This is a genomic window from Cryobacterium sp. Hh11 (assembly GCF_004404045.1).
Taxonomy (GTDB): Bacteria; Actinomycetota; Actinomycetes; order Actinomycetales; family Microbacteriaceae; genus Cryobacterium; species Cryobacterium levicorallinum.
In genome coordinates this window covers 59,488-83,137 of the sequence record NZ_SOHF01000015.1, presented here as the reverse complement: position 1 = coordinate 83,137, position 23,650 = coordinate 59,488, and the positions used below count along the sequence as shown (strand labels likewise).

Here is a 23,650-nt window from a genome sequence, read left to right as displayed (position 1 = left end):
TGGGTGTCATGCAGGTGGTCGATCAAGCCTAACGCGCACGACTGACCCTCCCGGCAGCATCCGAGGCAGCCGTCGGCGGCGCGGGCGGCCCGCGGTCGGTGATCTTCTCCGTCCAGAGCACGAGGGTGCCGTTGTCCCCTGGCGCAACCACCGCCATCCCCTCCCGGTCGGTGCGCACGGACACGGTTTTCACCGAGGCGAGAACGTTGAGCAGCGCGTCGGTGGGATGCCCGTAGGTGTTTGTCGCGCCGACCGAGATCAGCCCCACCCGGGCCCGCAACTCGGCGTACAGCTCGGGGCTCTGATCGGCCGAGCCATGGTGGGCGACCTTCACTACGTCGACCCGGCCGGGCGGCGAGACCCGCCGCAAGGCATTCTGCGATTCCTCGCCGAGATCCCCGAGAAAAATCGAACGGATGCCCCGCCCTTCGAACACAATGGTGATGCTTCCCGGGTTGCCCGCCTGCATCGTCGTGGCTCCACGGACGGGCCAGAGTATGTTCCAGCGCAGTCCGCCCAGCGTGCCGGCATCACCCCGAGCCGTCTGACGCACGACGGCTCCACCGGCGGCGAGACGCTCGCGCAGGCGTTCGTCCTGCGCCTTCTCCGGCTGCCCGACCAGGGCGGTATCGACCTTGCCGATGACAGCATCCACCCCGCCGATATGGTCGAGGTCGTAGTGGGTAAGTACGAGCAAATTGATACGACTGATACCAAGGGTCGCCAGGCAGTTCGCGAGCAGTTTCGGGTCGGGACCGACGTCAACCAGGCCGTACCGATCACCGTCGCGCACGACGACGGCGTCGCCCTGCCCAATATCGCAGGCCGCAATCTGCCAGTTCGCCGGCAAGGAGGCGGCCCGGCCGATTCCGGTGCCGATCAGCGACCCGGCGTAACCTCCGAAGCCGACCAGCAGCACGGCGAGGACCGCCGCCGGCCAGCGGGCGGGGCGAGCTGCCGGGCCGCGCAGGACGACCACGAGCGTGAGCAAGGTGACGACTGAGAGCAGCAATACGCCGGGCACTCCGCCGGGCCACGGCAGGCGGGTGCCCGGCAACATCGACGTGGTCTGGGCCACGGCGGCGATCCACGCCGATGGCAGCCAGGCCAGGGCGAGCAGGCCCGACGCTACGCCCGGGAGCACCGGCAGGGTCAGGCAGGCGATCAGCCCGACCACCGTGGCGACCGGCGCGGCGGGACCAGCGAGAATGTTGGCCGGCACCCCGTACAGCGGCAGGCTGGGGCTCAACAGAATGAGCACGGGCTGGCAGGCCAGTTGGGCGGCCAGGGGAATGGCGATGACGGCGGCCAGGGCCAGCGGCATCCACTGGCTGAGCAGTCGGCTGAGCGGACCGGCCAGAATGAGGAGCCCCGCGGTCGCGAGCACGGACAGCGCAAAGCCGTAGTTGCGGGCCAGCCACGGGTCGCTCGCGAGCAGTCCGATCACCACGATGAGCAGGGTGGGCACGCCTCGCCCGGGCCGGCCGGCGCCGATCGACGCGAGAGTGAGGGTGGCCATGACCGCCGAGCGCAGCACGCTCGGCTCGGGTGTGACCAGCACGGTAAAGCCGAGCAGCGTCGCCAGTGACAGCAGAATGCGCCAGCTGCGACCGAGCCGCAGGTAGCCGCCGAGCAGCATGATCGCGGCGATGACGATGGCACAATTGGCCCCGGATATACTTGTTCTTGGAGGTGCGTATGTCAGAACTGAGCGTCCGCGAGTACTTGAGAGTCTCAAAAGACCGCAAGCAAACGGGTAAAAGCCCTGATCAGCAGCATGATGAGAACGTCACTTCGATCGAACGCCAGGGCTGGACTCTGCACCCAGATCCGCCGTACCGCGACACTGATCGCAGCGCCAGTCGGTATGCCACGAAGGCTCGAGAAGACTTCAAGCGGCTAATCGACGACTTAGAAAGCAGCGCGTTCGGTGCCGACGTGCTGGCGATTTGGGAGTCGAGCCGTGGATCGCGTCGGGTCGGCGAGTGGGTTGACCTAGTCGATCTCTGCAAAGCGCGCGGCGTGCGAATCTGGGTGACGACGCACGGCCGCCTCTACGATCCTGCGAACGCCCGTGATCGACGCAGCCTCCTGGAAGATGCAGTGGATGCTGAATACGAGTCCGAAAAAACGTCCGAACGCATCCGACGCGACGTTCGTGCTGCGGCCGAAAAGGGGAAGCCCCATGGGAAGAACCTATTCGGGTATCAGCGCGTGTACGACGAGCAGACTCGGGAACTCCTGCGGGTTGAGGCACATCCTGAGCAGGCGCCGATCGTCCAGGAAGCCGCACGCCGGATATTAGACGGCGATACGTTCTATGCCATCGCGAGGGACTTCAATGAGCGCGGGATCGCCTCACGGCGACCGACGCGCAAAGCACACCGCGAGAACTACGGCTGGACTCCCCCGGCAGTGAAGCAAATGCTTTCCATGCCGGCATACGCTGGTCAACGCCAGCATCGAGGCGAGATCGTCGCCGAAGCCGTGTGGCCCGCGCTAATCGATTTGCCAACTTGGGAGAAACTTCAAATCGTCATGTCGCCGCCAGACCGCAAGCGAACGAACGATTGGCCAGCCAAGCACCTTCTCACAGGAATAGCTCTCTGCGGCGTCTGCGAGGCACCGATGCGCGTTGGGAAGCAGAACGCCGGCGTCAAGAAAATAGACGACGAAGGAAGCCCACTGCCGCGGGCAACGTACAACACCTACGTCTGCTCAGGAGTGCCGGGGCGGCCAGGCCCCGACGGGAAGAAGGGGTTCCACGTCGCGATGCGCGAGACGCACCTTGACGTGGCAGTGACCGAACTGGTGCTTACGCGGCTCGAGCGGCCGGACTTCCTGGCTATGGTCGGCGAGCGGGGCGAGGGCAACGACACCGAACGCCGTGAAGTCCTCGAAGAGATCGCCGGCTACCATGCGTATCTCAACGAGGTGCGCGCAGACGCAGCGGCGAAGCTGCGGTTCAACCTGCTGCTCGATCAAGAAGCCCGGATCGAGCCAATGATCAAGGCTGCTCAGGCGCGCTTGGAGAAGCTTTCGGAGATCGACCCCTTCGTGCTGACGCTGTTAGCCGGCGGGGCCATTCGCCTGGAGTGGACAGATATGGAGCTCGCCAAGAAGCGACGACTTATCCGTGCCGTGATGGCGCCCAGGATCAACCGGATCGGTAAAGGATGGGCTGGGCACAAAGGGATAAACTACGAGCGGATCGAGCCTGGCTGGCGATAAGTCCGCGACGCCGGCGGCTAGCCTGCGTTCAGTCGGAAAGCGCCAGCCAGACACGCGTCGTGAGAGCGTTCATCGATTGGCACGGCGAGCACGTGCAGGCATCGGTGAGCAGTGGTTGCGGCACGCGTACTGCAACACCGCTAGAACGTGTAGAGGACGAGTTCAGAGCTTGCATCCCCGCACTCTTTGGAATCTCCGACATAGCTCGGTGCCGGGGGTGCAGCGTGGCCAAGCCGATCCGCTCGTCTGGAAGTGTTGTGGTGCTTCCTGCGTTCGTGCAAGAGTTCTGTTGCGCCGCTCGGGTTGCTCAACGTAGCGGGCCGTAGCGTTCCTATTCCGTCAATAGCTACGCTTTTTTCCCTAAGAAAGCCTGAATATCAGGGTACTTTCTATAATGTAGCGTTGCAGCGTTGTAGCGACGTAATAGAAAATAGTTAATGTGAGCTGCTTCTGCAGCCGTTATCTTCCTTATCCAATACAACCCGTTTCGCCACTGCTACATCGCTACAACGCTACGCACTCCCAACACCGTTGAGATGTCGATGAAAACGTGTAGCAGTCGATCTAAATGCAGCACTACGGGCGTTCTAGGAACGCTACGGTGTGCTGCCGAATCATCAGCGGATGCGAGCATCCATGTGTTCTGTCTCGGACTATAGAGTTTTCTCTAGACGGGTCAAAACCGCTTAAGAATGATCACCATTGGTCATAGATGTCTGCTATTGTGACATGACTCGGAACGATCCGAGTGCACAACTGAATATCTATATCGCGATCGTCGGTAGGCGTCGCGACGAAAAACAAGTACGAACCTCTCTCGGGAGGTTGCGGGTCCCAGCATTTGGCTGGTGCAGGACCCAGATAATTAGAGCCCCTAAAACTAAAGACCCCTTCGGGGGTGCGGGTCCCAGCATTTGGCTGGTGCAGGACCCAGATATATAGAGCCCCGTAAACGAAAGACCCCCTCGGGGGTGCGGATGACAGCGTTTGGCTGATGCGTTATCCAGAGTAGATGAGCCCCGTAAATAAGAGATTTGACGTTGTGCTCCTTCGTACTAGGAGCATTCAATGGCTACTGCACCATCCAACCTCATCGACCTCAATGCCGCGGTTAAGCGCAGCCCGAACGGTCTCGGTCTTTCCACCCTCCGGCGGCACATCAGCTCTGGACGTCTTCCCGCCGTGAAGGTTAAAGGCCGGGTCTTCGTCAACCCCGAGGACCTCGATGCGTTCCTTGCCCCCCAGCCGATTGTGGTTGCAGACGCCACGCTGACGGACTGGGCTACCCGCATGGCCGCCAAAGCACCAGCATTCCGGCCCGAGCAGCGCGATGTCATCGTGGCTGCATTCGCCTCCACTCTGCGAGGTGCATAGACCGATGCAAGAAACAGAAAACCGCCTCACCCACGGTGAGACGGTCTCAGAAGAGTTTCGCGGCTCTGACGCTAATGTTACTCCCACCACTCCCCCCACGCACCCGAGCCTGAAGAGTAATTCCAGCTCTCCGGCCCCGATGGCTCCATTCATTCCCACCTCGAAGGAAACCCTCGTCGAGCAGGTCGTGAGCAAATACCTGACGAGCATCGTCGACGACACGACGATGCAACTCGGTGGGATCCGTGACGCGCTCCTCCGACGCATCAACGGAGTGATCGCTTTGGAGAATACAGGGCGGAAAGACTCGTTCTCGTCGTCCCCACCTCTTGTCAAGAGCCAATCACTCGATGAAGTAACCGTTGCCCAGGTGTTACTGTCCCGTAATTGCATCGTTGCCGTCGACCTGTCAGAAGGCCAAGCGGATGACATGACGCTGCTGGCAATGTACGTCCAATATGGCGAGGGCATGGGCACATACACGACGTCAGAGGCCCGGATTAAAGCCCTCGCGAGCGAGCTGAAGCCGTCGATGACGAAGAATGCGATCGATTCGCTCTACGGGCGCCTGAGGATTCACGCCCCTCAGGTCTCGCGCACGACCGAACCACACCTCATTCCCGTAGCGAACGGCGTATTTGATCACGACCAGCAAATCCTACTGCCGTTCTCTCGAGACTGGGTGTTCCTATCCAAGATCCCTACTCCTTACAAAGCAGATGCTAAGGATCCCGTCATCACCATGCCCGACAAGAAACTATGGACTTTTGATTCCTGGATTGCGAGCCTCAGCGACGATGACGGCGTGCCGGAACTTCTCTGGGAGGTTATCAGCGCCGCTGTACGTTCGTATGCGCCGTGGGACACGGCTATCTGGTTCGCTGCTGAGCGAGGCAACAACGGCAAGGGCACCCTCGTGCAGATGCTGCGGAACCTCCTGGGTTCGAAGGCGTGCTCCGCGGTGAAGTTTGCGGACTTCGGCCACGAGTTCAAAATGGAGGCTCTGGTCCACGCACGCGTAAACCTCGTTGACGAAAACGACGTTGGCGAATTCTTCGACCACATCGCGGATTGGAAAGCCGCGATCACCGGCGACGTATTTACGTTGAACCGCAAGTACAAAACGCCTGTGGCGGTGCGCTTCCTCGGGATCGACATCCAATGTTTCAACTCCAGCACTCCGCGCACGAAAGACAAGTCCGATTCCTTCTACCGTCGGCTGCTCATCGTGAAGTTCAACAAGTGGTTCGGTGGGGCCGAGCGCCGGTACATCAAGCGTGACTACTTAGGTCGCCCGGAGGTGCTGGAGTACGTCCTGAAGCGCGCACTTGAGATGCAACACACCAAGCTGTCGAACCCGAAGGCTTGCCAGGAGGCGATGGACGACTACCGGGGAAACAACAACTTGCTTCTGAGCTTTTGGGAGGAGTTTGAGCAACAGCTAGCTTGGGGTCTCGTGCCCTTCGGTTTTTTGCACGCCCTCTATTCCGAGTGGTTCCGCCGGACCAATCCGAGCGGGAAGCCGGAGAGCCGCAACGCGCTCGTCGCCTTCTTGCGTGAGCACCTCGCCGGCTCGGCGGAATGGGAGCACAAGGGCTCGGATGACGTACGCCCCAAGCAACTTATGAACTGTCCTGAGGTGCTGAGCGTGGAGTACGGCCTGGTGGACTGGATGAACAGCAGCTATACAGGCACAGACCCGCTCAAGAAGTCGACCCTCTCCCCGTTGAAGGTCAACTACAAGGGCCTCGTGCGCCGGCATCAGATCGCCCTTCCTGGATCTGCTGCTACCGAAGAAGAAGAAGACTCGACCGACTAATCGGTACAGCCACCGGGGATTTCATTCCAGCACACACTTCAGAAAGTGTGCGTTGCTGAGGTCCCCGGCGGGCTCCTCGGGCAGAGCCACGCCCCGCACATCGCCAGTGCGGGAACCGCGGCCACACGGTTCACCCGTCACGAGGACAGCATTTGCTAAGAATGGGACCATCCATCGTGGAAGGAACACACATGCCACACCCAAATACTGGCGATGATGATGCTGATCGGGAGGAAAGCCCGGCCGACAGCTATGCGCGCGTCTTCACCCACGCACCTGTACTGAGCGGACCCAACGGGGAATTTGTCGAGGCCGGTCCGCAGGCAGCTCGGTCTATTGCGAACGCCGTCGAACCGTTTCTGCGTGGTACTTTCCTCGACCGGGCCGGCGTCATTAACCGGCTCGTGCACGGAACACCCCCTGTGCTCGGAGATGCCAACGGCAAGCACACTCGTACTTTGGCCATCGAAGAAGTGCACCGCATCATGAACGTCTGCGATTTGCTGATGATCGTAAATAATTCGAAACCAGTCTGAGGGCGTTTAGTCGACTGCGCTCGTCGACATCTAGGCCCTGGGATGGATGCGCTTGCGGTCGATCGATCTGGTCGGCTGCCGCAGCCATCCCAATCCTCGGCGGCTGCCGTGTTTTCTCAGATGCCAGCTTCAGCCACTGCTCGATCCGCTCGGCTGCGCTGCTGACGGGCCTCTGTACGCAGCTCGGACAGCTCGTCGCGGAGCTGCGTGAGCTGCTGCTCGTGAGCCCTATGAAGGTCGCTGACGCGCTGCTCAGAATGAACTCGCTCACGCTCAGCCTCGGCACGGGCAGCATCTCGTTCGACCGTCATGGCGGTCAGGTTCGCGCGTACGGAGGCGCCTTCTTGACGGACCACATCACGCGCACCGCGGGTCTCCTCGAGCTGCTCGCGAACCGTCACTAGGTCAGCCTCTGCTCGCACGGCCCGGGCCAAAGTTTCGTCCGCACGAGCAACCGCTCCGCGAGCACGTTCCTCAGCTTGCACGCTGGCGGTCGACGCGGCGTCAGCTCGTGTGATTGCAGCGTCGCGGCCGCGCACTGTGTCGCTCAGCTGTGTTAGCACGGCGGTCAGTTGCTCTGCCTGGTGTGCCAGATCAGCCTGTGCCTGGGTGTGCTGAGCCTCTGCCGCAGCAACGGTCGCGGCCAGCTTCTCGGTCACCTCGTCGAGAGCAGATGCTCGATCGCTGAGCTCCTGCCGGGTCGCGGTGAGAGTGGCCTCCAGCTGCTCAGACAGATCAGACGCTTCGGATGCTGCGACGTCAGCCTCGCCACGCTCAGCCTCGGCCTGACGCTGGGCCTGCTCGGCACGACTGGCCCGGGCAGAGGCGGCAGCGACCTGCTCGGCAGCCTCGGTCGTGACCGACTCGATCTGAGCCTCGGCAGCATCCGGGTCGGCCATCGTACGTAGCTCGTCGACGACTGCGGCCAACTGCACGCTCAGGTGCTCGACCGTCCCTATTACCTGGCCGTGGAACGCTCCCGCACGTTGGCGCGCGGCGTCGACAGGGCGCTTCTCGGCCTCGATGCTTCGGTTTGCGTCAGTGCCGAGCTTCTGGCGGGCCCGCCAGGCAGCGCCCTTGTTGTGCGCTGAATCGTCGCAGTACTGCGGTGGCCTTCCGGTCGCCGAGTCGGGGCTGGCGACCGGGCGCACGCATCCGGGGAATGCACACGTGCGTTGCTCGGTCTGGGGTAGCTGAGTGCTCATGCGTGCGACAGTAGCAGTGCAGGACTTGATACGAAAGCCGAAACACGAAACTAAACACACAATACGTAACTAAACTTTCATACTTCGATTTAGCGCGATGACTCGAAGCATGAGTTGGCTTGATTCGAGCTAATCCGCACCCCCGGGGGCGTGGACCGGGTCGACATCCGCAACGGGAGCCTGGGCCTGCGGACAGGTGTTGCCCAGACCGCATTCCTGCGCGCAGCTCGGCACGACTAGAGTCGGTGGCATGAGCGCTTCGGGCACGACCGACTCCCCAGCTGAGCCGTTCATGCACTGGTGCGAGGTGTGCGGCCGCGAAGAGCTGCTCATCACGGAAGACGCCTTCAACGCAGGGTGGGACTTCCCGCCAAAGATTGGCACCTTTGGCGTGATCTCACCGCGCACCTGCCCAAAATGCCCGATGGCGGGCACCGTGTGGTGGGCGATCTCTGTGGACGCTTTCAGTACGGATATGCTGACTCCTAGTCAGCTCAAGACCATGGGACGCATTCTGGAAGAAGTCCCACCTGGCACGGGCACTGGCACCGCGCAGTAGGCAATGGCAACCTGATCAAGCGGGGCGTCGTTTTGTGAGCTAGTCGAGCCGCCATGCGGGATTCCCCTCTAGCCTGCTGTTTATGACCCACACTCCTGCCATCGCTAGCGCCAAATCGCCTCGCCGTAAAGCACGCACCGCCACGAGCACTCTGCACGGGTTCAGTTTGGAGGTGGAGCTCGAGAACTATTTGGTGGCCCATCCCTCAGTTATGGGCCAGGATCTGCTCATCTTCGGCAAGCAGACGGTGGATGCTTTCGGTGGTCGCAGTGATCTCCTCGCTATCGCTGCGACTGGAATCATCCACGGCAACGAGCTGAAGCTGGGCCGTACTTCGCCAAAAATAGTCGGCCAGGCTGCCGATTACCTTTATGGTTTCCAACACCTCAGCCGGTCTGAGATCATCGACATCGCTGCTCGCGAGCCGCACAGCATCGATTTGGAATTTGCTTTCCTTGAGCATTTTAATCGCCCTCTGCCCGAAGTGATCAACCAAGCACAAGTCCTGACGATCATTGCAGCGGCGATCGACTTGCGCACTCAACGCGCCATGATGGCAATCCGGCACCCCGGTCTCTCCACCACGATGTTCCGCTACGTCGTCAAGGACGGCGCCGTTAGCCTGCTCCCGTGCTGCCTCGATGGGCCGGATTTAGAAGCAACACGACGCGTAGCGAGGCAGCCGGCGCTGCGTCCAGATCACGGTGCTCAGCGGGTAACCGGCTTTCACATACATATCGACGAGAGCACGCGCGATTTTTGGCTGAGCCGGAAATTCACCATGCCACTCGTGCTCCACAAATTCATATATGAGCTGTACCTCACCTGGGTCGGCGAGCAAGTGGTCGATGGCGTGAAAATGGATCGCCTCGCCGTGGGGCTATTCAGCCGGCAGCTGAGGGCGATTGTGAACGATTCGCGAGAGTGGGACCGTGTTTATACGCCTGCCGGTAGCACTATGGAGTCGCTTGCGGCGCTGGGAACGCTGCCGTCGATGCGAGCACAACGTGATGCCGAACACCGGATCGTGGGATACCTGCGTAATCCGCTCTTCCGCTAAGCGAAACCGGGGGCGTTGCCCGGTGAAGAAGCTCTCTAGATCAGCGCGGTAGACGGCCGTGCCGTGCTCTGGACACACGCCCAGGGTCTGGCTACTCATCCAGGACTGGAACGCGGGCAGAGACGGTCACCGAGCCGGGGCGTACACCGATGCCGAGTGCCAGTGCGAACCGCTCCATTGCTGCGACGTCGTCCACGGTGAGCCCGACAGTGGGCGCCGGCTCAAACAGGAGGTGTGGCACAGCAAAGATCGATCGTTGTCAAAATCACGCGAGGCGCGAGCGAGTGCGATCTCTTCATCATCTGCCCAGATCCAGGGCTGCTGGGTGGACTCGACTCGTGCACGTAAGGCGGTTCGTTTCCACGCGGCAGGCACAGCTCCGCGGTATCGCGGCGGCCTACTGGCCAACACGAAGCCGCCTGATAGCTTCCCGTCGAGTGCTTGCTCGATGAAAGCTCGTACGTTTGGACCCCAAGATGTGAGCCAACCGAGCTCGACGTTGTTGGTTTGGATGAACGTGTCGAGTGCCTGGACAACCGCGGGATCGATGTCGACCCAGTACTTGTGACCGTGAGCAGTACGCACGTGACGACGTTCGAATCCATTAGCGATGGGCGGCATCGCCTTCTCGTACGATTGCCCGTCCCTGCGATTTCTCTCCCACAGGTCGACGTCGATGGTGTTCAGCACGCCGTCGACGTCGAGGGCGAGCAGGATGCCGGTGCCAGGAAAAGTGTCGGCCGGGAGCAGAGTCTCTACGCGCGCGGCATGCCTGACAGTCATTGTGTCACTTTTGTTGGTTGATAAAGTTATCAGCCGAACCGCGCGCTGATAACTTTATCAACAGCCGGCGGTGACCCTCCGTAAGCGACGAATCCACCGGCACAAACCGGGGCTCGCCTATGAATCTCAATGAACTTGTATTAACGCTATTAACATTACCTCCCCCCTTTAGGGCGATTTAGTTTCTTTATCCTGTCTCTCCTGAGGCTGCGCGCTCGTCGGCGAACAATAGCAAGCATGCAGCCCCCGTGCTAAATATTGTTCGGTAGCCCCTGACAGGCGTTGGCACGTGGCACGTGTTTGTGCCTGACACGTGAGGCAGCCGGTGCTATTCCAGAACGATCACCTCGTAGTTATCCCAGCGAGGGGCCCACTTGGTGGCTTCGGCGACGATGGTATCGCGGTCGTCAAAAATACCTATCCCCATTAAGCGTGTTCCGGACGCGGCGGCCGCCCAGACCGTCGTTTGCGCATCGAGGGTTGTATTTATGGATCGAAAGACAAAGGCAAGCTTTTTTTCCGTGGCAGCTCCATCCACAGTTGCCTGCGCCTGCAGTGCGTCCAACGCGACGTTGTAGTCCATACCCTCAGCCGCCAGCAGCTTTTCTGCCCAGGGCGCCATGACGGCCTGGATTGATGCAACGACCTCGGCCGGAAGCGGTTCGGCGGGGTCGACAACGACGCTCTCACTTGTCGGCAGGTGCGGGCGCCTCAGAAAATAGGCAGGATCTTGGTCAAGTCGTGAATCGACTCGCCTGCATTTACTTCGTCGCGTTCGGATGATGGGTGTGGACCTGTTCGAGAAACACATCCTGCCCGTCAACGTAGAACCAGATCCTCGCGTCACCTTGGACGGTGGGCTTGTGCTGCCAGCGCTCATGGCTCTTGCCCGCACGCTGGATGAACTGCAACTCTCCGCGGAGCGGGTAGTTCATCGGCGTCTTCGCAATGGGTGTCTTCGTGAGGAAGTCCCACGCGTCTACCATCGGGTTCCGGATCGTCGCGACCAAGTCGCGCCATCCCTTGCGCGCGCCGGCGGACGCGAATCGAATCGTGTACTCGGACTTCTTCGTGGGCCTGGTGACCGGATCGTCATTCGCCACAGTCAGGGACGCTCGACCAGCTCAGCGTCGTCGAGCCACTCGACCAGTTGGCCGGTGAGGCCAGCGGCGATCGCGGTGGCAGTCTCGCGCCAGGCGGTGAGCTCGGCGATGGCGAGGTGTGGCTGCTTGGTAGCGAACGATGCTCGAGCAGCGTTGACGAGATCCTGCGCGCACTTTGCCTGATCCTCCGGCGACAACGCGAGCATCCACGGGAACCGGTCAGCCATTCTCGATGCGAGAGTGCCCTCGTCGTCGAGGGTGACCGTGATGAGGTCTGCCGCGAATTGCAGCAGTGCATCGCGTGCATCCGCCTCGCGCTGCGACATCAGCACCAGCGGCTCACCGTCGCGGCGAGTGATCTGGACAGTGTGATCCTCTGCCTCGGCGAACACGTCGGCCGAGTGCTTGCTCAGGTCTGATGAGCGCCGGGTCGTGGTGCGAAGTTCGTTGATCAGTGTCATGTGACCATAGTATTCGGAATGTATTCGGAAGTCGAGATGCCAGCTGGCTATAGGTCGTAGACGTCGCTGCGATGGCCGAGCGTTACGACCGCAACCAGGAGCACGCCCTCGTCGAGAAGCTCGTACAGCACCCGGTAATCGCCCACCCGAATTCGCCAGGCATTGCTTTCGCCGGTCAGCTTCTTGCGCCCGGCGGGGCGGGGATCTTGCTCCAGCGCGGCAATGCCTGCCAGGATGCGGCGCCGAATTCCCAGGTCAAGCTTTCTGATTTCCTTGGCGGCCGCGGTGGTGAACTCGACGCGGTAGGAACTCACTCGGGTTACTCAGAACCCGTGAGTTCAGAGAGCAGTTCGTCCAGACTGACGCGCTCACCGGCATCGGCGGCCTTGGCCGCTCGGTACTCGGCGACGTCCCTGTGCATTTCGAGCTGTTCGAGGAGCTCAAAATCTTCGGGCCCGATGAGCACGGCCGCCGGCTTGCCATTCTTGGTGATCTGCACACGCTCGTGACCATAGTTAGCCCGGCCAACAGCATCGGCGAGACCCCCGCGAAGCGCCCGAATCGTGACGGATGAGGTGATCGTGTCCACGCCGTGATTCTAGCTCTTGTGTACACATGATCAATAGAGGCACATGTGTACAAAGTTCCGCCTGGCACCCGCGCCCCGCACGCTCAATCCGAACGGGGCGCTGGTGACGCGAGGTGTCACAGCTGATCCGTGAAGCTGAGGGGTGCTCGCTGCGCCCGTCACCACTCGACACCCCACGCCCTTTCGGCGACGTCGAGCAAACGCTGTGCATCGTCAACGTGGTCGGCGGGTCGATCGCTGTCGAAATACGTCGTCGGCGACATCATCCACATGATCACGTCCGCGGCGGACCAATCGTGGCGTCGTGCGGTCTCGAGCAGTGGCACAACCCAGGGACGTACTTCGCCGGCTTCGTGGTCGAACTGGAAACCTGGGAAGACGTAGCCATTCTTCCGGTGCGCGGCCAGCAGCGCGCCGCGCTTGCGAAGCTCCGCCGTGAACGTTCTATTCCCGTTGCTGGCCCCCAGAAGGTCGCTGACCTCAGACGACGACAATAGCCCGAACTCGGATTCGATACGCCGCCACATGTTCTCTCTGGCTTGGACCGCGCGTGCCGTAGCGGGGTCGACGGGTGCGGTGCCCATCACACGGCGAGCCGTGACGCTTCAGCGCGCGCAAGCGCCAGGGCGGCGTCCACATCGGCGACACCCCCATCGGTGGCATCCCCGTTAGCAGCTCTGAGGCACTCCACAATGGAGCGACCGGCGAGGTCGTCGACCGGGGTGTTGAGCCACAGGGCGACGGACCATTCATCAGCGAGGCCGGTGGAGAGTGTGCGGGCGGCGTCCATGAGGTGCGGGACAGTGCCCCCGTGCTCGGTGAACTGAAATGCCGGGTAGAGAATGTCGTTCTTTTCGGCGTGCACGGCGAGGAGGCTCTTCCCGATCCGTTTGTGAATGGCTTGCCGGGAGACGCCAAGCCATCGGGATAGGCCGGCGGTGTCGTAGAACGGTCCGACGGCGGCGTCGAGCGCGGTGGCCGGGTCGGCACGCAGCGTGGGCTCGGGCTTACCGCGCTCGAGATCGGCCATCTCGAACTCGCGCCCGATCCGGACCCAGTGTCCGACCTGTTGCGCGGCGCTGCGGCCGGCAATGGCGCCCGCTGATTTTGCCGCCTCAAAGATGTCGGCGTCTACCCGCACCTGGATTGTCGCGCTCATGCTGTGAAGGATAATGCATGGCCCGTTGCGCGCAGGTGGTGAGTCCGCGTTGAAAGCAGTCGGTTTAGGAACGGTTTGTGGGTGGTATTCAAAGGCAACCTCAATCCGGCACGGCGACTCGCGGGTTATCGACTCGCGCGACGCTCTGACTCCGCCACCAGTTTCGCGGCGTGCTCGACGAGCGCCCTGGCCGCATCTTGTCGAACATCAGCTGATCCATATTGGTAGCTGCTTTTATCAGCTAGCAACGCGTTGAGATGCTTGCGTGGCGCAGCGTCTGGCTGAGTCGCTTCCACGAGAAGTGCAACGGCGTCGCTGTGGCTTCCGCTGCGGGAGCAATCTCCAAGGACGACGCCGCAGATAACGTCTGAGGCCGCGATTCCCGCGTTCACCGCGTTCACCGCGTTCGAGCCGGCCACCGTCCAGGCGGACACAGTGTCGTCTTCGACGAACATCTGCGCTGCCTCGAGGAACTTCCGTGCGTCTGCGAGCCGAGCTTCGATCGCAGGCCGGTCGATGTTCTGGCGCTTGGCCGTCTGGCGTGCCGTTACTGGTGCTGGACTGTCATCGAGAGTGCCTCCGGAATAATCTTCGGGAGTTCACCGATCAGGACTTCGCTGTCGTTCAGCCACAGATCGACAAGCGCGTCGGGCTCGTGCTGGCTGCGTTCGGCGGATTCCACGAGGCCACCCACGGTAATCTGGATCACCTGTGCCGGGTTGCCAGTCCACAGCTCCACGCGTCGCCCCAATTCGTCGACGAAGTCCTCACGGAGGCTCGCGGGCACCTCATCCGGGTACACGACCAGCAGGTCGACGTCGGAGTCGGCCGTGGCTTCACCTCGTTCGACCGACCCATACAGCACGACAGCGGTTCCGTTCGGGGCGCTCTCGTTGGCAAGAGCACGTATGCGCTGGCGGAACTCAGTTAAAGAGTTGATCGCAGTCTCCACGGTCGACCAGAGCAGGTGCTCCCGATTCACACGGTAGAGCGTCTCGGCCTGTCGGGACGCTGCCAGCACGAGGCCTACCCGAGTAAGACGCTCCAGGGCGCCCTGGACGCCCCTGATGCTCACAGTTCCGCCCAAGACACGTTGGATCTGGCGACCGTTTACCGACGCCGACCCGCGCGCGAGGGCAGTCAGGACTGCGCCCTCGGTTCGACCGAAGACAGTGACAAGCGGCATCCCGAGATTCATTATATCCTCCAAGTATGCTGTGAACCTGATACCTACAGGTTACACGTGATACCTAAATGGCTCAAGTATTCAGCTAACGCTCGGATAGAGGCTTGGACATCAAAGCGCCGTTCTACACCGCTTCCTGTTACTCAGTGGCACACTGGGCCCGCTGTAATTCGTGTTTACCGTTGCTAAACACAAACGAGACCGGGACTAGTGGTGGTTGTCCTGGCAAACACAAGATGCGTCATTGCGGATTTACGTCCGGCCCGTTCTCTGTCTTTGGCATGCTGGTGTCTCTGGCATGCTGGGCGGATGGGCCCGGTACTCGACAATCTGCGCGACTTCTGCGGCACGTACCTCTTTTGGTTCCCGGATTTCGCACAGTCTCCCGGATTCGCAGGGTGCCTGGCCGTTGTCGCTGCCGTGATCGCTTACATCGCGACGACGAAGAACGCCCGCAAGGAGCAGTGGTGGAAGCGCGCCGAGTACGCATTGAACCTGACCCTGGCGGCGGAGGAGACCACGCAGATAACCGGCCTCGAAATGCTCGACGCGCTCGAATCGAAGACCGAGCCAGAACGAGCGTTTATCGAAGCGGCAACGCAGTGGTTCCTCGTCAAGGAGCCCACGGGGGCATCCGCTGGTCCTCAGAGCGAAGCGCCTGCCGACGACGCGCCTGTGCCAACAGGCTGCCGCGCTCGAATCTTCAGTGCCATACGTGGTATTTTCAGGCTCCCTCGCGCATAATGAGTAGAGGATCAGGAGGCACACCATGACGATCAACGAGATTCAGCACCGTCAGAGCGACAGCCGGCCTAGCCCGAAAGCTCAGGCCGTAGCCGCGCGCGTTCGCGTAAATGCAGACCGCCGCGCCGGCAACGACAAGACGCCACAGTGGATCGTCAAGCTTTCGCAGACACCTGCCGCGAAGTAGTTTCTTTTCTCGCCAGGACAGCGCGCTCGTAACCGGTTTCATGCTGCTCTGACCCGGACGTGCTCGGGGCGACAAGTTATTTGGACAACGACGGCGACACTTTATTTGGCAGCCCGCTCGAGCGCTGGGGTGCCGGCGACACTTTCCGCGGCCGTTCATCCGCGCTGATCCGCTGGATCACGAGGAAGTGAGGGCGGCGGCATGTGTTGTGCATGAGCGGAAGAGGGTAATCCGGACTTCGCCCAGCATTTACGCAAGTAGTTGCGTAGACTGGTGTCATGACCACGACCCTGCCGATGAGCCGATTCATCCAGAACTACAATCAGCACCTGACCTTGGCTGAGCAGACTGACGCGGTGCTTATTCTCGAACAGCGCGCCGGCCGCCCCGCCTGGGTTCTAGAATCCGAGCATCGGGTCCGCGCCACCGCTGAGGCTACCGAGTACGTTGCCGCTGCTCTTGCGGCGCTCGTGCACGATGAGTCCCTGGTCGATCGGTTTGCTTCATCCTTCGCGACGGCACAGCCGTGGGTCGCGTTTCTTCCCGCGCGCGACCGGAAGCGGTTCGCCGTCGAGACTGCCGAAACGCTGCGGGCGTGTGCCTCCATCGGTCGCTACACGGCCTTCGCTGAACTCATGGAGGACTGGCGTAACACCGCAGAGATCTGGTCCGACCCTGATCTGGCAGCCGCGCTCTCAGGGGGCATCAACGAGCCGTTGGACCAGCGCGTTTGATGGCCCGCGCCAAGCGCGGCGAGCAGGGATCGACTGCCGGACGAACTGCGCCCAAGGGTGGATGTCAGCGCCTATCTGAGCCCGCGGTATCCGGTTAAGATCGCTGTCTACCGCAGCGGCGCACCCGCACGAAATTCCAATCGCAGCGAGCTCGCCCGCCTTGCGGACTTCGTGCTGAGCGCAGCCGGAGACCGGAGATCTGTCCCAGAAACCATATTTTCACCGAAAAGACAGGGAGCAACATTGGAATACTCAGGTAGTCGCATGATCACTGCCACGCCCTCGGCGCTCGAGGACGTCCTCACCGACATTCGGCGACTCCCGGAGTGGAATCCCGCAGTGTTCTCGGTGGCAACGCAGGATTCGACGGCCATTGCTGGGAAGGCGTACTCCGTACGCGCCAAACTTCCCGGTTCTCCCACGATCACCTACGAGGACATCTCCCCCGGCCGAATCATCTGGCGACTGGATGGTTTTCAAGCCCATGAAACTGGAAAATGGACACTTGTACCGGTCAGCGGACAGATCACGGAGGTCACCCATACGATCACTCACACCGGAGCTATTTTTCGCGCTCTTACCGGCGCTTTTCAGAGCGTCCCTGGGCTCAGAATCGATCGATTGCAGGACCGGGTAGAAGATGACGCTGCGCGCCGGGCCGGTCAGCCGGTACAGCCGTAGTAGGCGGCGGCGGGGGCGAGCTCCGGCGTCCAGGCTGAGCGCGAGCGGGTGTCGTTCACGACCTGCCAGTGGCCGGACTCGAGTTCGTACTCGTCGCTCGCGCCATCGGCGAGGACCGAGGCGAGAGCGGTCAGTAGGACGTCGACATCCGTGTTAACGCCGAGCCAAAATAGGGCCAATAGTGATACTGGCCCTATTTTCGGTCGGCGTTAACAATCCGCTTGCCGAGAGCCGACGCTCGCCCGCAGCGCTCCGTGATCTGCGATGAGCACAACCCTTAGCGGACGTTTTCGTTCCATTACTACTCAGGCCCCGTTACGCTGCCGAAGCAACGCTGGTCCGTATGGGAGCCGACTCGGCACGGGTGCTGCTCTGGTGGAACGGTGTTCGGTGACAACAGCCGGTAGCTCGCCCAAGGGCAGCTCTTACTCCGCGACATATTCCTGGCGAACGAATCCGTCTGTGGCGAGTTCGATGTGCCTGAAATCGCGGTCGGAGTTCAAGACCACGGCATCGTTGGCAACGGCGTATGCAGCGATGAGACAGTCGAAGGCTCCCGCGGCGCGCATCAGCCCGCTTTCCCACATGGCTTGCTGAATATCGAGCGCGTCTTTCTCAGTCGGGTGCTCCCACGCCGCGAGCAGCGTCTCCATGTCTTCTCGCAGCTCGGCGTACTCATCGCGCGACCGCGCGGAATGGCAGTACTCCAGGACCTGCGGCGGGCAGGTGATAATCAGATGATTCGGCGTAATCTCTCTGAGTCGCTGCGCAATGGCGGTGCTGCGACCGGCCTTCTGCCAGATGCTGTTATCGACCAGGTACGTCGTCACAGCTCGTCGCTGACAGCCAGCGGCGTGATGGTGGGGGCGTCAATCTGGTCCGGCTCGAAGCGACGGCCAATGATGCGCTCGACGGCAGCGGGCTGCCGGCGCACGGCGATCAGGGTTCGGAGGGCAAGATCAACCGTCTCGCGATTGGAGGTGGTTCCGGCCAGCAGCTTGGCCTGCTTGAGCTCGGCCGGGTTTATGTCGATTGATGTGATGGCCATGGAGCCTCCTTCTTGCTTTATATAAGCCAGTATATAAGAACAGCGCGAAGCCGTCCAGCGGGTGAGGGCGGGGATGTCGCTGATATCCGGCGGCGGCGGATAATAGATAGATGCTCTGGGACCTCGCACACCGCACTCGGGACGCGGTTGAAGCAACGCCGGCCCGCGTGGAAGCAGCGAGCAGCCTGGCAGCCATCGAGCAGCTGCGCAGCGAGATCCCGGCTCATCATCTGGTGCTGTACGTCCGGCGAGGCTGTGTGCGCCGTGCTCGCCGAAGATGACCCAGGCGTTCGGGCCGGGCGCGGTCGTCGACAGGGGCGTTGAGCCACATGACGACGGACCATTCATCAGCGAGGTCTCATTGCGAGTGAACAGCGCACAGGCCTAGACGACCCAGTACTAGGATCAACCAAGTTGCTATTTGGCGGCGGAGCATCTCCGTCGCCAAACAGCCGAGGGAGGAAGTAATGGTGACATCGCAGCGGGTTTCGTACGATGGCAAGGCGATCATTAGTCTAGTTCTCGGTGTCGCCGCACTTTTCCTAATTGCTTTCCCTCTAGTCGCGATCGCGCCAGCGGTCGCGGCAGCGGTCGCGGCAGTCGTTGTCGCGTGCATGTCGCGCCAATCCCTTCGCGAGGATCCTAGTCTCGCGGGCGCGCGCCTAAGCGTGCTCGGGTTTGTCCTCGGTTGGGCAGCACTAGTAATCGTGACATGGCCGCTTGCCTCCTCGCTCGCGATTCAGACGTTCGCTCCTCTTTCCAGGTAGCGAGAACTTACCGGTTCAACGCACGCGCATGATTCGTCATGAGAGCACGCACTTCTACGCCGACATGACTTGCGCTGCATATTACATCGAAGTAATATACCTTTATGAGGTTGTTCTGGTCTGACGAGTTCGATCGTCAACTCACCCGGTATGAGGAGCTGGCGTCTAAGTCAGACCGTGACCAGAAGCTCTTTGACTTGCTGGCAGCGATGCTTTCACGGGTGCGGGAGCTCGATGTGGCACCTGTCTCAGACACTGCGATGCTCAAGCGGGTTAGTCAGTCGGGTCGACATTTGGTCTGGCGACAGTCGCACCCGTACGAAACCGGAATTGCCCTGCGCTTGATCTGTTGGTTTCCCGAGGACAGCAACACCGTTGTAGTCGCTCTGTTTTCGGGCGACAAAGCATCTATGGGTGACGTTTTTTATGATTCGGTCGGCAGCCGTGCTGACCAAATAATCGACCAATGGCTGAGAGAACAACAGGAGGAATAGGCATGGCTAAAACATTCGTAGAGGGAAACAATCGTCTGGACACCCTTCTGGCGAAGCCCGGAATGGCCGAGAGAGTAGCTGAGATCCACGATCGTGCAGATAAGGAAGACCGCGCTTACGCGATGAGTCTGGCGATGATCCGCGAAGCCGGAAACCTCACGCAGGTAGAGCTGGCCCATCGCCTGGACGTCACTCAGGGCGCTGTGTCTCGGCTCGAGAAGCGAGATGACACTCTTCTGTCGACTTTGCAGAACTACCTTGAGGCGGCCGGGGCCAAGAACCTTCGCCTCGTGGTCTCAGTCGCGGGCAAAGACGTCGAGCTGGAGCTGTCCGCAGTCACTCGACGCTAGCGAGATGCGTGGTCTGTTCGACTTGACTTGACTCCATTCCGGGTATTCCGCGGCTCATTACATCCTCCGAGGGGGCTGTAAACCTGATGCCGCGGTGAATCGCATGAAGTCGCGCTGAATCAGGTTTACAGCCCCCTTCCAGATAGATGTTGTGGTTTAGCGAGCGACGCAAACGGAAAGCCGGATAATAGACACATGCTTTGGGAACTCGCACACCGCACCCGTGACTCGGCCGAATCGACACGGGCCAGCATTGAGGCGTCGACCAGTTGGTCCGCAGTCCAGAAGCTGCAAAGCGAGATTCCCGAAGATCACCTGGTGCTGTACGTCGGGCGAATCAGCTAGCTAGCCGAAAAGTCCAGTGTCTTCCGAGAAGCTAGATCCGGTTGAACCGGACTACGGCCGGGACTTTGTACCGACACCGTTCAGTCTCACAGCGGGCGAGCTGGGTGATCTCCCGGTGACCATGGCAAAAGCACCCACTCCGGTGCGTGCTTGGGTGAGGTATCCGGCCATCGCTACCCGTGTGCAGGGTGTTGCTCTGGCTTGGACACAGCGCGCTGTGTACATCGATTGGGAGGACCGCGGCACCCATCGGGCGTGGGTGTGGGCATCTGCTGTTGAGCACGCTCGTGCTGACCAGGGTGATTCTGCTGGAAGCACTCACACCGAGCAGTCTCGGACGACCGAGATCACAGCGCTCGGCACGGAACCCCTGGTCCAGCTCGTCAACGCGGAGCTGGCTCTCATCGGCGCTGAATTCGTCACCGCCATGGTCAAGTCGACCGGGCCGTTCAGTGCGGTCGTCTTCGGGTCTATCGACGGCCACCGCGTGCGCCTGAACTTCCTCACTGAGCCGACGGTGTGCACGCTGCTGCTGGTGAGCAAGAAGACAGACGATCTGCCCGGTCCAAGCGCTGCACCGACGTTTGCTGAAAGTCCTCGAGGCTGTTAACGCCGGGCCAAAACAGGGCCAATAGGCGATATTGGCCCTGAAGTGTGAATCTCCCGAGGTGCTTGGGAAACTGTGGTGTCTACGCGGCTGGCATGGTGACGGTGACCTCTCTGCCGAGTTTTTCTATCTGGTGGACCAGCCGGGCGATTTGTTGCTCGGGGCCTTGGCGGCGGACGGCCCAATCTGGCCCGAGGTCGATGTAGTCAACGTCGTCATGGACGATGTACCAGTAGGCGACGAGGATGTCGTGGCTGGTTGCACCAATGGCTTTGAAGGTGCCGCGGCGACTTCGGATCGAATGGAAATGAGCGGCTAGGTAAGTTCCTTTCGTGCGCGCCGCCGATTGGGCAGCCTCGGTGAGTACGGTGCGCAGAGCGATCGAACCGTGGCGAGTGCGGCCTGATCTCGCTTTGCCGCCGGAGGCATTGTTCCCCGGACAGATACCCGCCCAGGAAGCTAAGTGCGCCGGTGTGGGAAACACGCTCATGTCCACGCCGATCTCAGCGACCAAACTGATCGCGATCTTGCGACCAACCCCGGGAATTGTTTGAACTTGTTCCAGAACGGGTTCATACTCCATCACCCGGGCGCCGATCTCCGCGTCGATTTGTTCGATCTGTTCGTCGAGGAAATCGATGTGCGCCAACATCTGCTTCACGAGAACACCATGATGCGATACGCGAAACGTTCCGTGGAGTGCGTCTTGGAGCTGCGGAATCTTCGACCGCATTCGACCCAAAGAGAGGTCAGCCAGGACGACGGGGTCGGCTTCGCCGGCGAGCATCGCGTTCAGGATCGCTCGGCCCGATTTGGTCAGAATGGTCGACGCGACGCTGGAGAGTTTGACGTCGGCATCTTGAAGGACTTTCTCCAATCGTGGAATTGCGCGCGTGCGTTCCTCGATCAAGGTCCGACGATGCCGGGTGAAATCGCGCAACTCTCGGATCGGTGACGGCGGCACGAACGACGGCCGCACTAATCCGTGTTCGACCAACTGAGCGATCCAAGCCGCATCGCCCACGTCAGTCTTGCGCCCCGGAACGTTCTTCAAATGGGCCGCATTGAGGAGCCACACCTCCGGGATGCGGTCTTCTAACAAATAGAAGACCGGCTTCCAATACACACCGGTCGATTCCATACCAGCCCGCGTGACATGCTCGTCGATGAGCCAATCGCCCAAGGCTAGCAAGCCCGAGGAATCGGTAAGAAACGTGCGTGTCTCTACGTCACGCTTCCCCCGCCGGCCGGGACGCCTGACCGCCGCTACGACCGTGTCGCGGTGCACATCCAGCCCGACACAAAATTCGACGACGTCCTCCATCGCCACCCTCCTCCATTGAGAATTACCAACTGAGGTGCCTGCCGGAGGAGGGCCGTCAGTCAAGGACTCTGAAGTTCGCGCTCAAGGCAGCACGACCGGGTACCACAGCTCTCCACGCCACACTATTTTTCGAGCTCATGGGCACCAAGGGCCATCGACGTCTAGCCCGACAAACACGTAACCAGAATCCACCCCCACACCGGACTGGGCAAGAGGTGACCATCTCCCGATTCTCATCCGCCCAGGTGCGGCCGCGAAGCAGCCCCATGCTGACTATTTTCGGTCGGCGTTAACACGAGGCATACGCGCAGGGCAACTGGCCGCCGAGGTGGGATGAATTGATCTTCCAAGGTGACGCTCCCGCCGGCTAGCTTGGTCGCCCTCCTTGTGATGAAGAATTGGACGGGCGCGTTGGGTTCAACGCGCATACGGCCCGCCTACCCGCGGCGCGGGAGGCAGCGGACCCCTTACACGACGGTCCAGGAACTTTTTCTCTCTAGAGACTGGGTAGGTCCAACGCATAGAACGGCTGCGTTACCTCACGTAGTGCGCGGGGACATACATTCCGTGTGCGCAATCACGGAACCGTGTGCCTGTCGACTCATCAGACCCTTGCACCTATGAGGAGACGATAAGCTGCCGCGAGGAAGCTTTGAGGTGGAAAGTATGTCTGAAGTTGCTCAGCCAAGGGGGCCTCGTGCGCACATTGTGCGCCAAGCACACGCACGCGCCGTGGAACTCGGAATCATCGATATTATTGTTGCGCTGCAAGCTCAACTTGGGCAGGCCCTTCTCGCAGTGATCGTCACGAAGAGCCCCCGAACCATCAAACGATGGGCCAACAAGACTGTACGCGTGCCGCAGGCGATCGAACAGCTACTCCGAGATACGTTTCAAGTAGTGGAGCTGCTTTCATCGGCGGGATCGCCTGAAGTTGCTCGAGGATGGTTAATGGGGATGAATCCACAACTGGATGATGCGTCTCCTGCAGAGGTATTGTCTACTGGCCGCGCACGGGATGTCATCGCAGCAGCGCGGGTCTTTATTAGCGCTAGCTAGCAACCTGGACTTGCACACCGGCGACGCCATCTTTGGCACCAGCCGACCATCGGCATGCTGCCCGAGTCCGATATGAACGAGAGCGTCGTCAAGCACGCTGGCGGGCGCAACGCCGCCGATCGCTTTGTCTCGGTACGAGCCGTCACTGACTGACCAGGCTGCGCTATCCACTGAAGTTGCGCTGGCTCGTGCGGAAAGGTCGCCCCGGCGGCCGGCGGGGCAAGAACGCTGAAAACAACGGGCAC

General features: G+C 61.1%; 31 protein-coding genes. 15 read left to right on the top strand and 16 right to left on the bottom strand.

What is annotated here, in order from left to right; genetic code table 11:
- Window positions 1-28: 28 nt before the first annotated feature.
- Complete coding sequence (locus E3T46_RS05830) at window positions 29-1,738, bottom strand: ComEC/Rec2 family competence protein (protein ID WP_166790180.1); 1,710 nt, start codon at window positions 1,736-1,738, stop codon at window positions 29-31.
- Between E3T46_RS05830 and E3T46_RS05825 the strand changes: the two genes are divergently transcribed.
- The 4 genes from E3T46_RS05825 (at window position 1,699) to E3T46_RS05810 (ending at window position 6,960) form a co-directional block, all read left to right on the top strand.
- Window positions 1,699-3,231 carry a recombinase family protein gene (locus tag E3T46_RS05825; RefSeq protein WP_134577824.1) on the top strand — a complete coding sequence of 511 codons (1,533 nt, stop codon included), beginning with the start codon at window positions 1,699-1,701 and terminating at the stop codon, window positions 3,229-3,231. The genes E3T46_RS05830 and E3T46_RS05825 overlap by 40 nt on opposite strands.
- A gap of 1,068 nt (window positions 3,232-4,299) precedes the next feature.
- Entirely contained in the window at window positions 4,300-4,605 is a 306-nt protein-coding gene (locus tag E3T46_RS05820; protein WP_134577823.1) for a helix-turn-helix domain-containing protein, read from the top strand.
- A 4-nt stretch (window positions 4,606-4,609) separates the two neighbouring features.
- Entirely contained in the window at window positions 4,610-6,424 is a 1,815-nt protein-coding gene (locus tag E3T46_RS05815; protein ID WP_166790179.1) for a phage/plasmid primase, P4 family, read from the top strand.
- A gap of 191 nt (window positions 6,425-6,615) precedes the next feature.
- Window positions 6,616-6,960 carry a hypothetical protein gene (locus E3T46_RS05810; RefSeq protein ID WP_134577821.1) on the top strand — a complete coding sequence of 115 codons (345 nt, stop codon included), beginning with the start codon at window positions 6,616-6,618 and terminating at the stop codon, window positions 6,958-6,960.
- A gap of 116 nt (window positions 6,961-7,076) precedes the next feature.
- Here E3T46_RS05810 and E3T46_RS05805 read toward each other — a convergent pair whose 3' ends face one another.
- Window positions 7,077-8,165 (bottom strand): hypothetical protein, encoded by a 1,089-nt coding sequence (locus E3T46_RS05805; RefSeq protein ID WP_134577820.1) that lies wholly within the window; start codon window positions 8,163-8,165, stop codon window positions 7,077-7,079.
- 250 nt (window positions 8,166-8,415) lie between these two features.
- Between E3T46_RS05805 and E3T46_RS05800 the strand changes: the two genes are divergently transcribed.
- Window positions 8,416-8,724: a hypothetical protein gene (locus tag E3T46_RS05800; protein WP_134577819.1), complete on the top strand. Its 309-nt coding sequence runs from the start codon at window positions 8,416-8,418 to the stop codon at window positions 8,722-8,724.
- 82 nt (window positions 8,725-8,806) lie between these two features.
- Entirely contained in the window at window positions 8,807-9,784 is a 978-nt protein-coding gene (locus E3T46_RS05795) for a hypothetical protein (protein WP_134577818.1), read from the top strand.
- 126 nt (window positions 9,785-9,910) lie between these two features.
- On the opposite strand, the gene E3T46_RS05790 is transcribed toward E3T46_RS05795, so the two are convergent.
- The 10 genes from E3T46_RS05790 to E3T46_RS05745 form a co-directional block, all read right to left on the bottom strand.
- A complete protein-coding gene (locus tag E3T46_RS05790) occupies window positions 9,911-10,567 on the bottom strand; it encodes a hypothetical protein (protein WP_134577817.1) in 657 nt (218 codons plus the stop codon).
- Between the two features lie 328 nt (window positions 10,568-10,895).
- Window positions 10,896-11,150 (bottom strand): hypothetical protein, encoded by a 255-nt coding sequence (locus E3T46_RS05785; RefSeq protein WP_206751479.1) that lies wholly within the window; start codon window positions 11,148-11,150, stop codon window positions 10,896-10,898.
- A 178-nt stretch (window positions 11,151-11,328) separates the two neighbouring features.
- Window positions 11,329-11,670 carry a hypothetical protein gene (locus tag E3T46_RS05780; RefSeq protein ID WP_134577815.1) on the bottom strand — a complete coding sequence of 114 codons (342 nt, stop codon included), beginning with the start codon at window positions 11,668-11,670 and terminating at the stop codon, window positions 11,329-11,331.
- A gap of 2 nt (window positions 11,671-11,672) precedes the next feature.
- Window positions 11,673-12,131 (bottom strand): prevent-host-death protein, encoded by a 459-nt coding sequence (locus E3T46_RS05775; RefSeq protein ID WP_134577814.1) that lies wholly within the window; start codon window positions 12,129-12,131, stop codon window positions 11,673-11,675.
- Window positions 12,132-12,178: 47 nt separating this feature from the next.
- Window positions 12,179-12,445 carry a type II toxin-antitoxin system RelE/ParE family toxin gene (locus E3T46_RS05770; protein ID WP_134577813.1) on the bottom strand — a complete coding sequence of 89 codons (267 nt, stop codon included), beginning with the start codon at window positions 12,443-12,445 and terminating at the stop codon, window positions 12,179-12,181.
- A 5-nt stretch (window positions 12,446-12,450) separates the two neighbouring features.
- The gene (locus E3T46_RS05765) at window positions 12,451-12,720 is read right to left on the bottom strand and encodes a type II toxin-antitoxin system Phd/YefM family antitoxin (protein WP_134577812.1); all 270 of its coding nucleotides are present in this window, start codon (window positions 12,718-12,720) and stop codon (window positions 12,451-12,453) included.
- A 158-nt stretch (window positions 12,721-12,878) separates the two neighbouring features.
- Window positions 12,879-13,307 carry a hypothetical protein gene (locus E3T46_RS05760; protein WP_134577811.1) on the bottom strand — a complete coding sequence of 143 codons (429 nt, stop codon included), beginning with the start codon at window positions 13,305-13,307 and terminating at the stop codon, window positions 12,879-12,881.
- A complete protein-coding gene (locus tag E3T46_RS05755) occupies window positions 13,304-13,879 on the bottom strand; it encodes a hypothetical protein (RefSeq protein WP_134577810.1) in 576 nt (191 codons plus the stop codon). The genes E3T46_RS05760 and E3T46_RS05755 overlap by 4 nt, the downstream gene beginning before the upstream one ends.
- A gap of 125 nt (window positions 13,880-14,004) precedes the next feature.
- Window positions 14,005-14,334, bottom strand: a complete 330-nt coding sequence (locus E3T46_RS05750) for a hypothetical protein (protein WP_198419120.1) — start codon at window positions 14,332-14,334, stop codon at window positions 14,005-14,007.
- Between the two features lie 92 nt (window positions 14,335-14,426).
- Window positions 14,427-14,954, bottom strand: a complete 528-nt coding sequence (locus E3T46_RS05745; RefSeq protein WP_166790178.1) for a nucleotidyltransferase domain-containing protein — start codon at window positions 14,952-14,954, stop codon at window positions 14,427-14,429.
- 420 nt (window positions 14,955-15,374) lie between these two features.
- Here E3T46_RS05745 and E3T46_RS05740 point away from each other — a divergent pair, with 420 nt between their 5' ends.
- The 4 genes from E3T46_RS05740 (at window position 15,375) to E3T46_RS05730 (ending at window position 17,411) form a co-directional block, all read left to right on the top strand.
- Window positions 15,375-15,809 carry a hypothetical protein gene (locus E3T46_RS05740; protein ID WP_134577808.1) on the top strand — a complete coding sequence of 145 codons (435 nt, stop codon included), beginning with the start codon at window positions 15,375-15,377 and terminating at the stop codon, window positions 15,807-15,809.
- Between the two features lie 25 nt (window positions 15,810-15,834).
- On the top strand, window positions 15,835-15,996 hold the full coding sequence (locus E3T46_RS17775; protein WP_166790177.1) for a hypothetical protein: 162 nt from the start codon (window positions 15,835-15,837) through the stop codon (window positions 15,994-15,996).
- A gap of 278 nt (window positions 15,997-16,274) precedes the next feature.
- Complete coding sequence (locus tag E3T46_RS05735; protein ID WP_134577807.1) at window positions 16,275-16,730, top strand: hypothetical protein; 456 nt, start codon at window positions 16,275-16,277, stop codon at window positions 16,728-16,730.
- Window positions 16,731-16,787: 57 nt separating this feature from the next.
- On the top strand, window positions 16,788-17,411 hold the full coding sequence (locus tag E3T46_RS05730) for an SRPBCC family protein (protein ID WP_347232608.1): 624 nt from the start codon (window positions 16,788-16,790) through the stop codon (window positions 17,409-17,411).
- On the opposite strand, the gene E3T46_RS05725 is transcribed toward E3T46_RS05730, so the two are convergent.
- The 3 genes from E3T46_RS05725 to E3T46_RS05715 all read right to left on the bottom strand — a co-directional run bounded on the left by E3T46_RS05725 (window position 17,393) and on the right by E3T46_RS05715 (window position 18,459).
- On the bottom strand, window positions 17,393-17,590 hold the full coding sequence (locus tag E3T46_RS05725) for a hypothetical protein (protein ID WP_134577805.1): 198 nt from the start codon (window positions 17,588-17,590) through the stop codon (window positions 17,393-17,395). The genes E3T46_RS05730 and E3T46_RS05725 overlap by 19 nt on opposite strands.
- A 246-nt stretch (window positions 17,591-17,836) precedes the next feature.
- Entirely contained in the window at window positions 17,837-18,241 is a 405-nt protein-coding gene (locus tag E3T46_RS05720; protein ID WP_134577804.1) for a PIN domain-containing protein, read from the bottom strand.
- Complete coding sequence (locus E3T46_RS05715) at window positions 18,238-18,459, bottom strand: type II toxin-antitoxin system VapB family antitoxin (protein WP_134577803.1); 222 nt, start codon at window positions 18,457-18,459, stop codon at window positions 18,238-18,240. The genes E3T46_RS05720 and E3T46_RS05715 overlap by 4 nt, the downstream gene beginning before the upstream one ends.
- A gap of 871 nt (window positions 18,460-19,330) precedes the next feature.
- Here E3T46_RS05715 and E3T46_RS05710 point away from each other — a divergent pair.
- The 4 genes from E3T46_RS05710 to E3T46_RS05700 all read left to right on the top strand — a co-directional run bounded on the left by E3T46_RS05710 (window position 19,331) and on the right by E3T46_RS05700 (window position 21,025).
- A complete protein-coding gene (locus E3T46_RS05710; RefSeq protein ID WP_134577802.1) occupies window positions 19,331-19,720 on the top strand; it encodes a hypothetical protein in 390 nt (129 codons plus the stop codon).
- A gap of 2 nt (window positions 19,721-19,722) precedes the next feature.
- A complete protein-coding gene (locus E3T46_RS05705) occupies window positions 19,723-20,070 on the top strand; it encodes a helix-turn-helix domain-containing protein (RefSeq protein WP_241980483.1) in 348 nt (115 codons plus the stop codon).
- A 195-nt stretch (window positions 20,071-20,265) separates the two neighbouring features.
- On the top strand, window positions 20,266-20,415 hold the full coding sequence (locus E3T46_RS17770) for a hypothetical protein (RefSeq protein ID WP_166790176.1): 150 nt from the start codon (window positions 20,266-20,268) through the stop codon (window positions 20,413-20,415).
- 16 nt (window positions 20,416-20,431) lie between these two features.
- Window positions 20,432-21,025 carry a hypothetical protein gene (locus E3T46_RS05700; protein WP_134577801.1) on the top strand — a complete coding sequence of 198 codons (594 nt, stop codon included), beginning with the start codon at window positions 20,432-20,434 and terminating at the stop codon, window positions 21,023-21,025.
- Window positions 21,026-21,104: 79 nt separating this feature from the next.
- Here the strand turns inward: E3T46_RS05700 and E3T46_RS05695 are convergent, their stop codons facing one another.
- Complete coding sequence (locus E3T46_RS05695) at window positions 21,105-22,346, bottom strand: IS110 family transposase (RefSeq protein ID WP_134577800.1); 1,242 nt, start codon at window positions 22,344-22,346, stop codon at window positions 21,105-21,107.
- Between the two features lie 666 nt (window positions 22,347-23,012).
- On the opposite strand from E3T46_RS05695, the gene E3T46_RS05690 reads away from it, so the two are divergent.
- A complete protein-coding gene (locus tag E3T46_RS05690; protein ID WP_134577799.1) occupies window positions 23,013-23,405 on the top strand; it encodes an XRE family transcriptional regulator in 393 nt (130 codons plus the stop codon).
- Window positions 23,406-23,650 lie beyond the last annotated feature (245 nt).

Excerpts from the sequence above, each read along its gene's own strand:
- E3T46_RS05825 (WP_134577824.1), top strand. The coding sequence starts at position 1,699 with ATGTCAGAACTGAGCGTCCGCGAGTACTTGAGAGTCTCAAAAGACCGC.
- E3T46_RS05820 (WP_134577823.1), top strand. The coding sequence starts at position 4,300 with ATGGCTACTGCACCATCCAACCTCATCGACCTCAATGCCGCGGTTAAG.
- E3T46_RS05815 (WP_166790179.1), top strand. The coding sequence starts at position 4,610 with ATGCAAGAAACAGAAAACCGCCTCACCCACGGTGAGACGGTCTCAGAA.
- E3T46_RS05810 (WP_134577821.1), top strand. The coding sequence starts at position 6,616 with ATGCCACACCCAAATACTGGCGATGATGATGCTGATCGGGAGGAAAGC.
- E3T46_RS05805 (WP_134577820.1), bottom strand. The coding sequence starts at position 8,165 with ATGAGCACTCAGCTACCCCAGACCGAGCAACGCACGTGTGCATTCCCC.
- E3T46_RS05800 (WP_134577819.1), top strand. The coding sequence starts at position 8,416 with ATGAGCGCTTCGGGCACGACCGACTCCCCAGCTGAGCCGTTCATGCAC.
- E3T46_RS05795 (WP_134577818.1), top strand. The coding sequence starts at position 8,807 with ATGACCCACACTCCTGCCATCGCTAGCGCCAAATCGCCTCGCCGTAAA.
- E3T46_RS05790 (WP_134577817.1), bottom strand. The coding sequence starts at position 10,567 with ATGACTGTCAGGCATGCCGCGCGCGTAGAGACTCTGCTCCCGGCCGAC.
- E3T46_RS05785 (WP_206751479.1), bottom strand. The coding sequence starts at position 11,150 with ATGGACTACAACGTCGCGTTGGACGCACTGCAGGCGCAGGCAACTGTG.
- E3T46_RS05775 (WP_134577814.1), bottom strand. The coding sequence starts at position 12,131 with ATGACACTGATCAACGAACTTCGCACCACGACCCGGCGCTCATCAGAC.
- E3T46_RS05755 (WP_134577810.1), bottom strand. The coding sequence starts at position 13,879 with ATGAGCGCGACAATCCAGGTGCGGGTAGACGCCGACATCTTTGAGGCG.
- E3T46_RS05750 (WP_198419120.1), bottom strand. The coding sequence starts at position 14,334 with ATGTTCGTCGAAGACGACACTGTGTCCGCCTGGACGGTGGCCGGCTCG.
- E3T46_RS05740 (WP_134577808.1), top strand. The coding sequence starts at position 15,375 with ATGGGCCCGGTACTCGACAATCTGCGCGACTTCTGCGGCACGTACCTC.
- E3T46_RS17775 (WP_166790177.1), top strand. The coding sequence starts at position 15,835 with ATGACGATCAACGAGATTCAGCACCGTCAGAGCGACAGCCGGCCTAGC.
- E3T46_RS05735 (WP_134577807.1), top strand. The coding sequence starts at position 16,275 with ATGACCACGACCCTGCCGATGAGCCGATTCATCCAGAACTACAATCAG.
- E3T46_RS05715 (WP_134577803.1), bottom strand. The coding sequence starts at position 18,459 with ATGGCCATCACATCAATCGACATAAACCCGGCCGAGCTCAAGCAGGCC.
- E3T46_RS05710 (WP_134577802.1), top strand. The coding sequence starts at position 19,331 with ATGAGGTTGTTCTGGTCTGACGAGTTCGATCGTCAACTCACCCGGTAT.
- E3T46_RS05705 (WP_241980483.1), top strand. The coding sequence starts at position 19,723 with ATGGCTAAAACATTCGTAGAGGGAAACAATCGTCTGGACACCCTTCTG.
- E3T46_RS17770 (WP_166790176.1), top strand. The coding sequence starts at position 20,266 with ATGCTTTGGGAACTCGCACACCGCACCCGTGACTCGGCCGAATCGACA.
- E3T46_RS05695 (WP_134577800.1), bottom strand. The coding sequence starts at position 22,346 with ATGGAGGACGTCGTCGAATTTTGTGTCGGGCTGGATGTGCACCGCGAC.
- E3T46_RS05690 (WP_134577799.1), top strand. The coding sequence starts at position 23,013 with ATGTCTGAAGTTGCTCAGCCAAGGGGGCCTCGTGCGCACATTGTGCGC.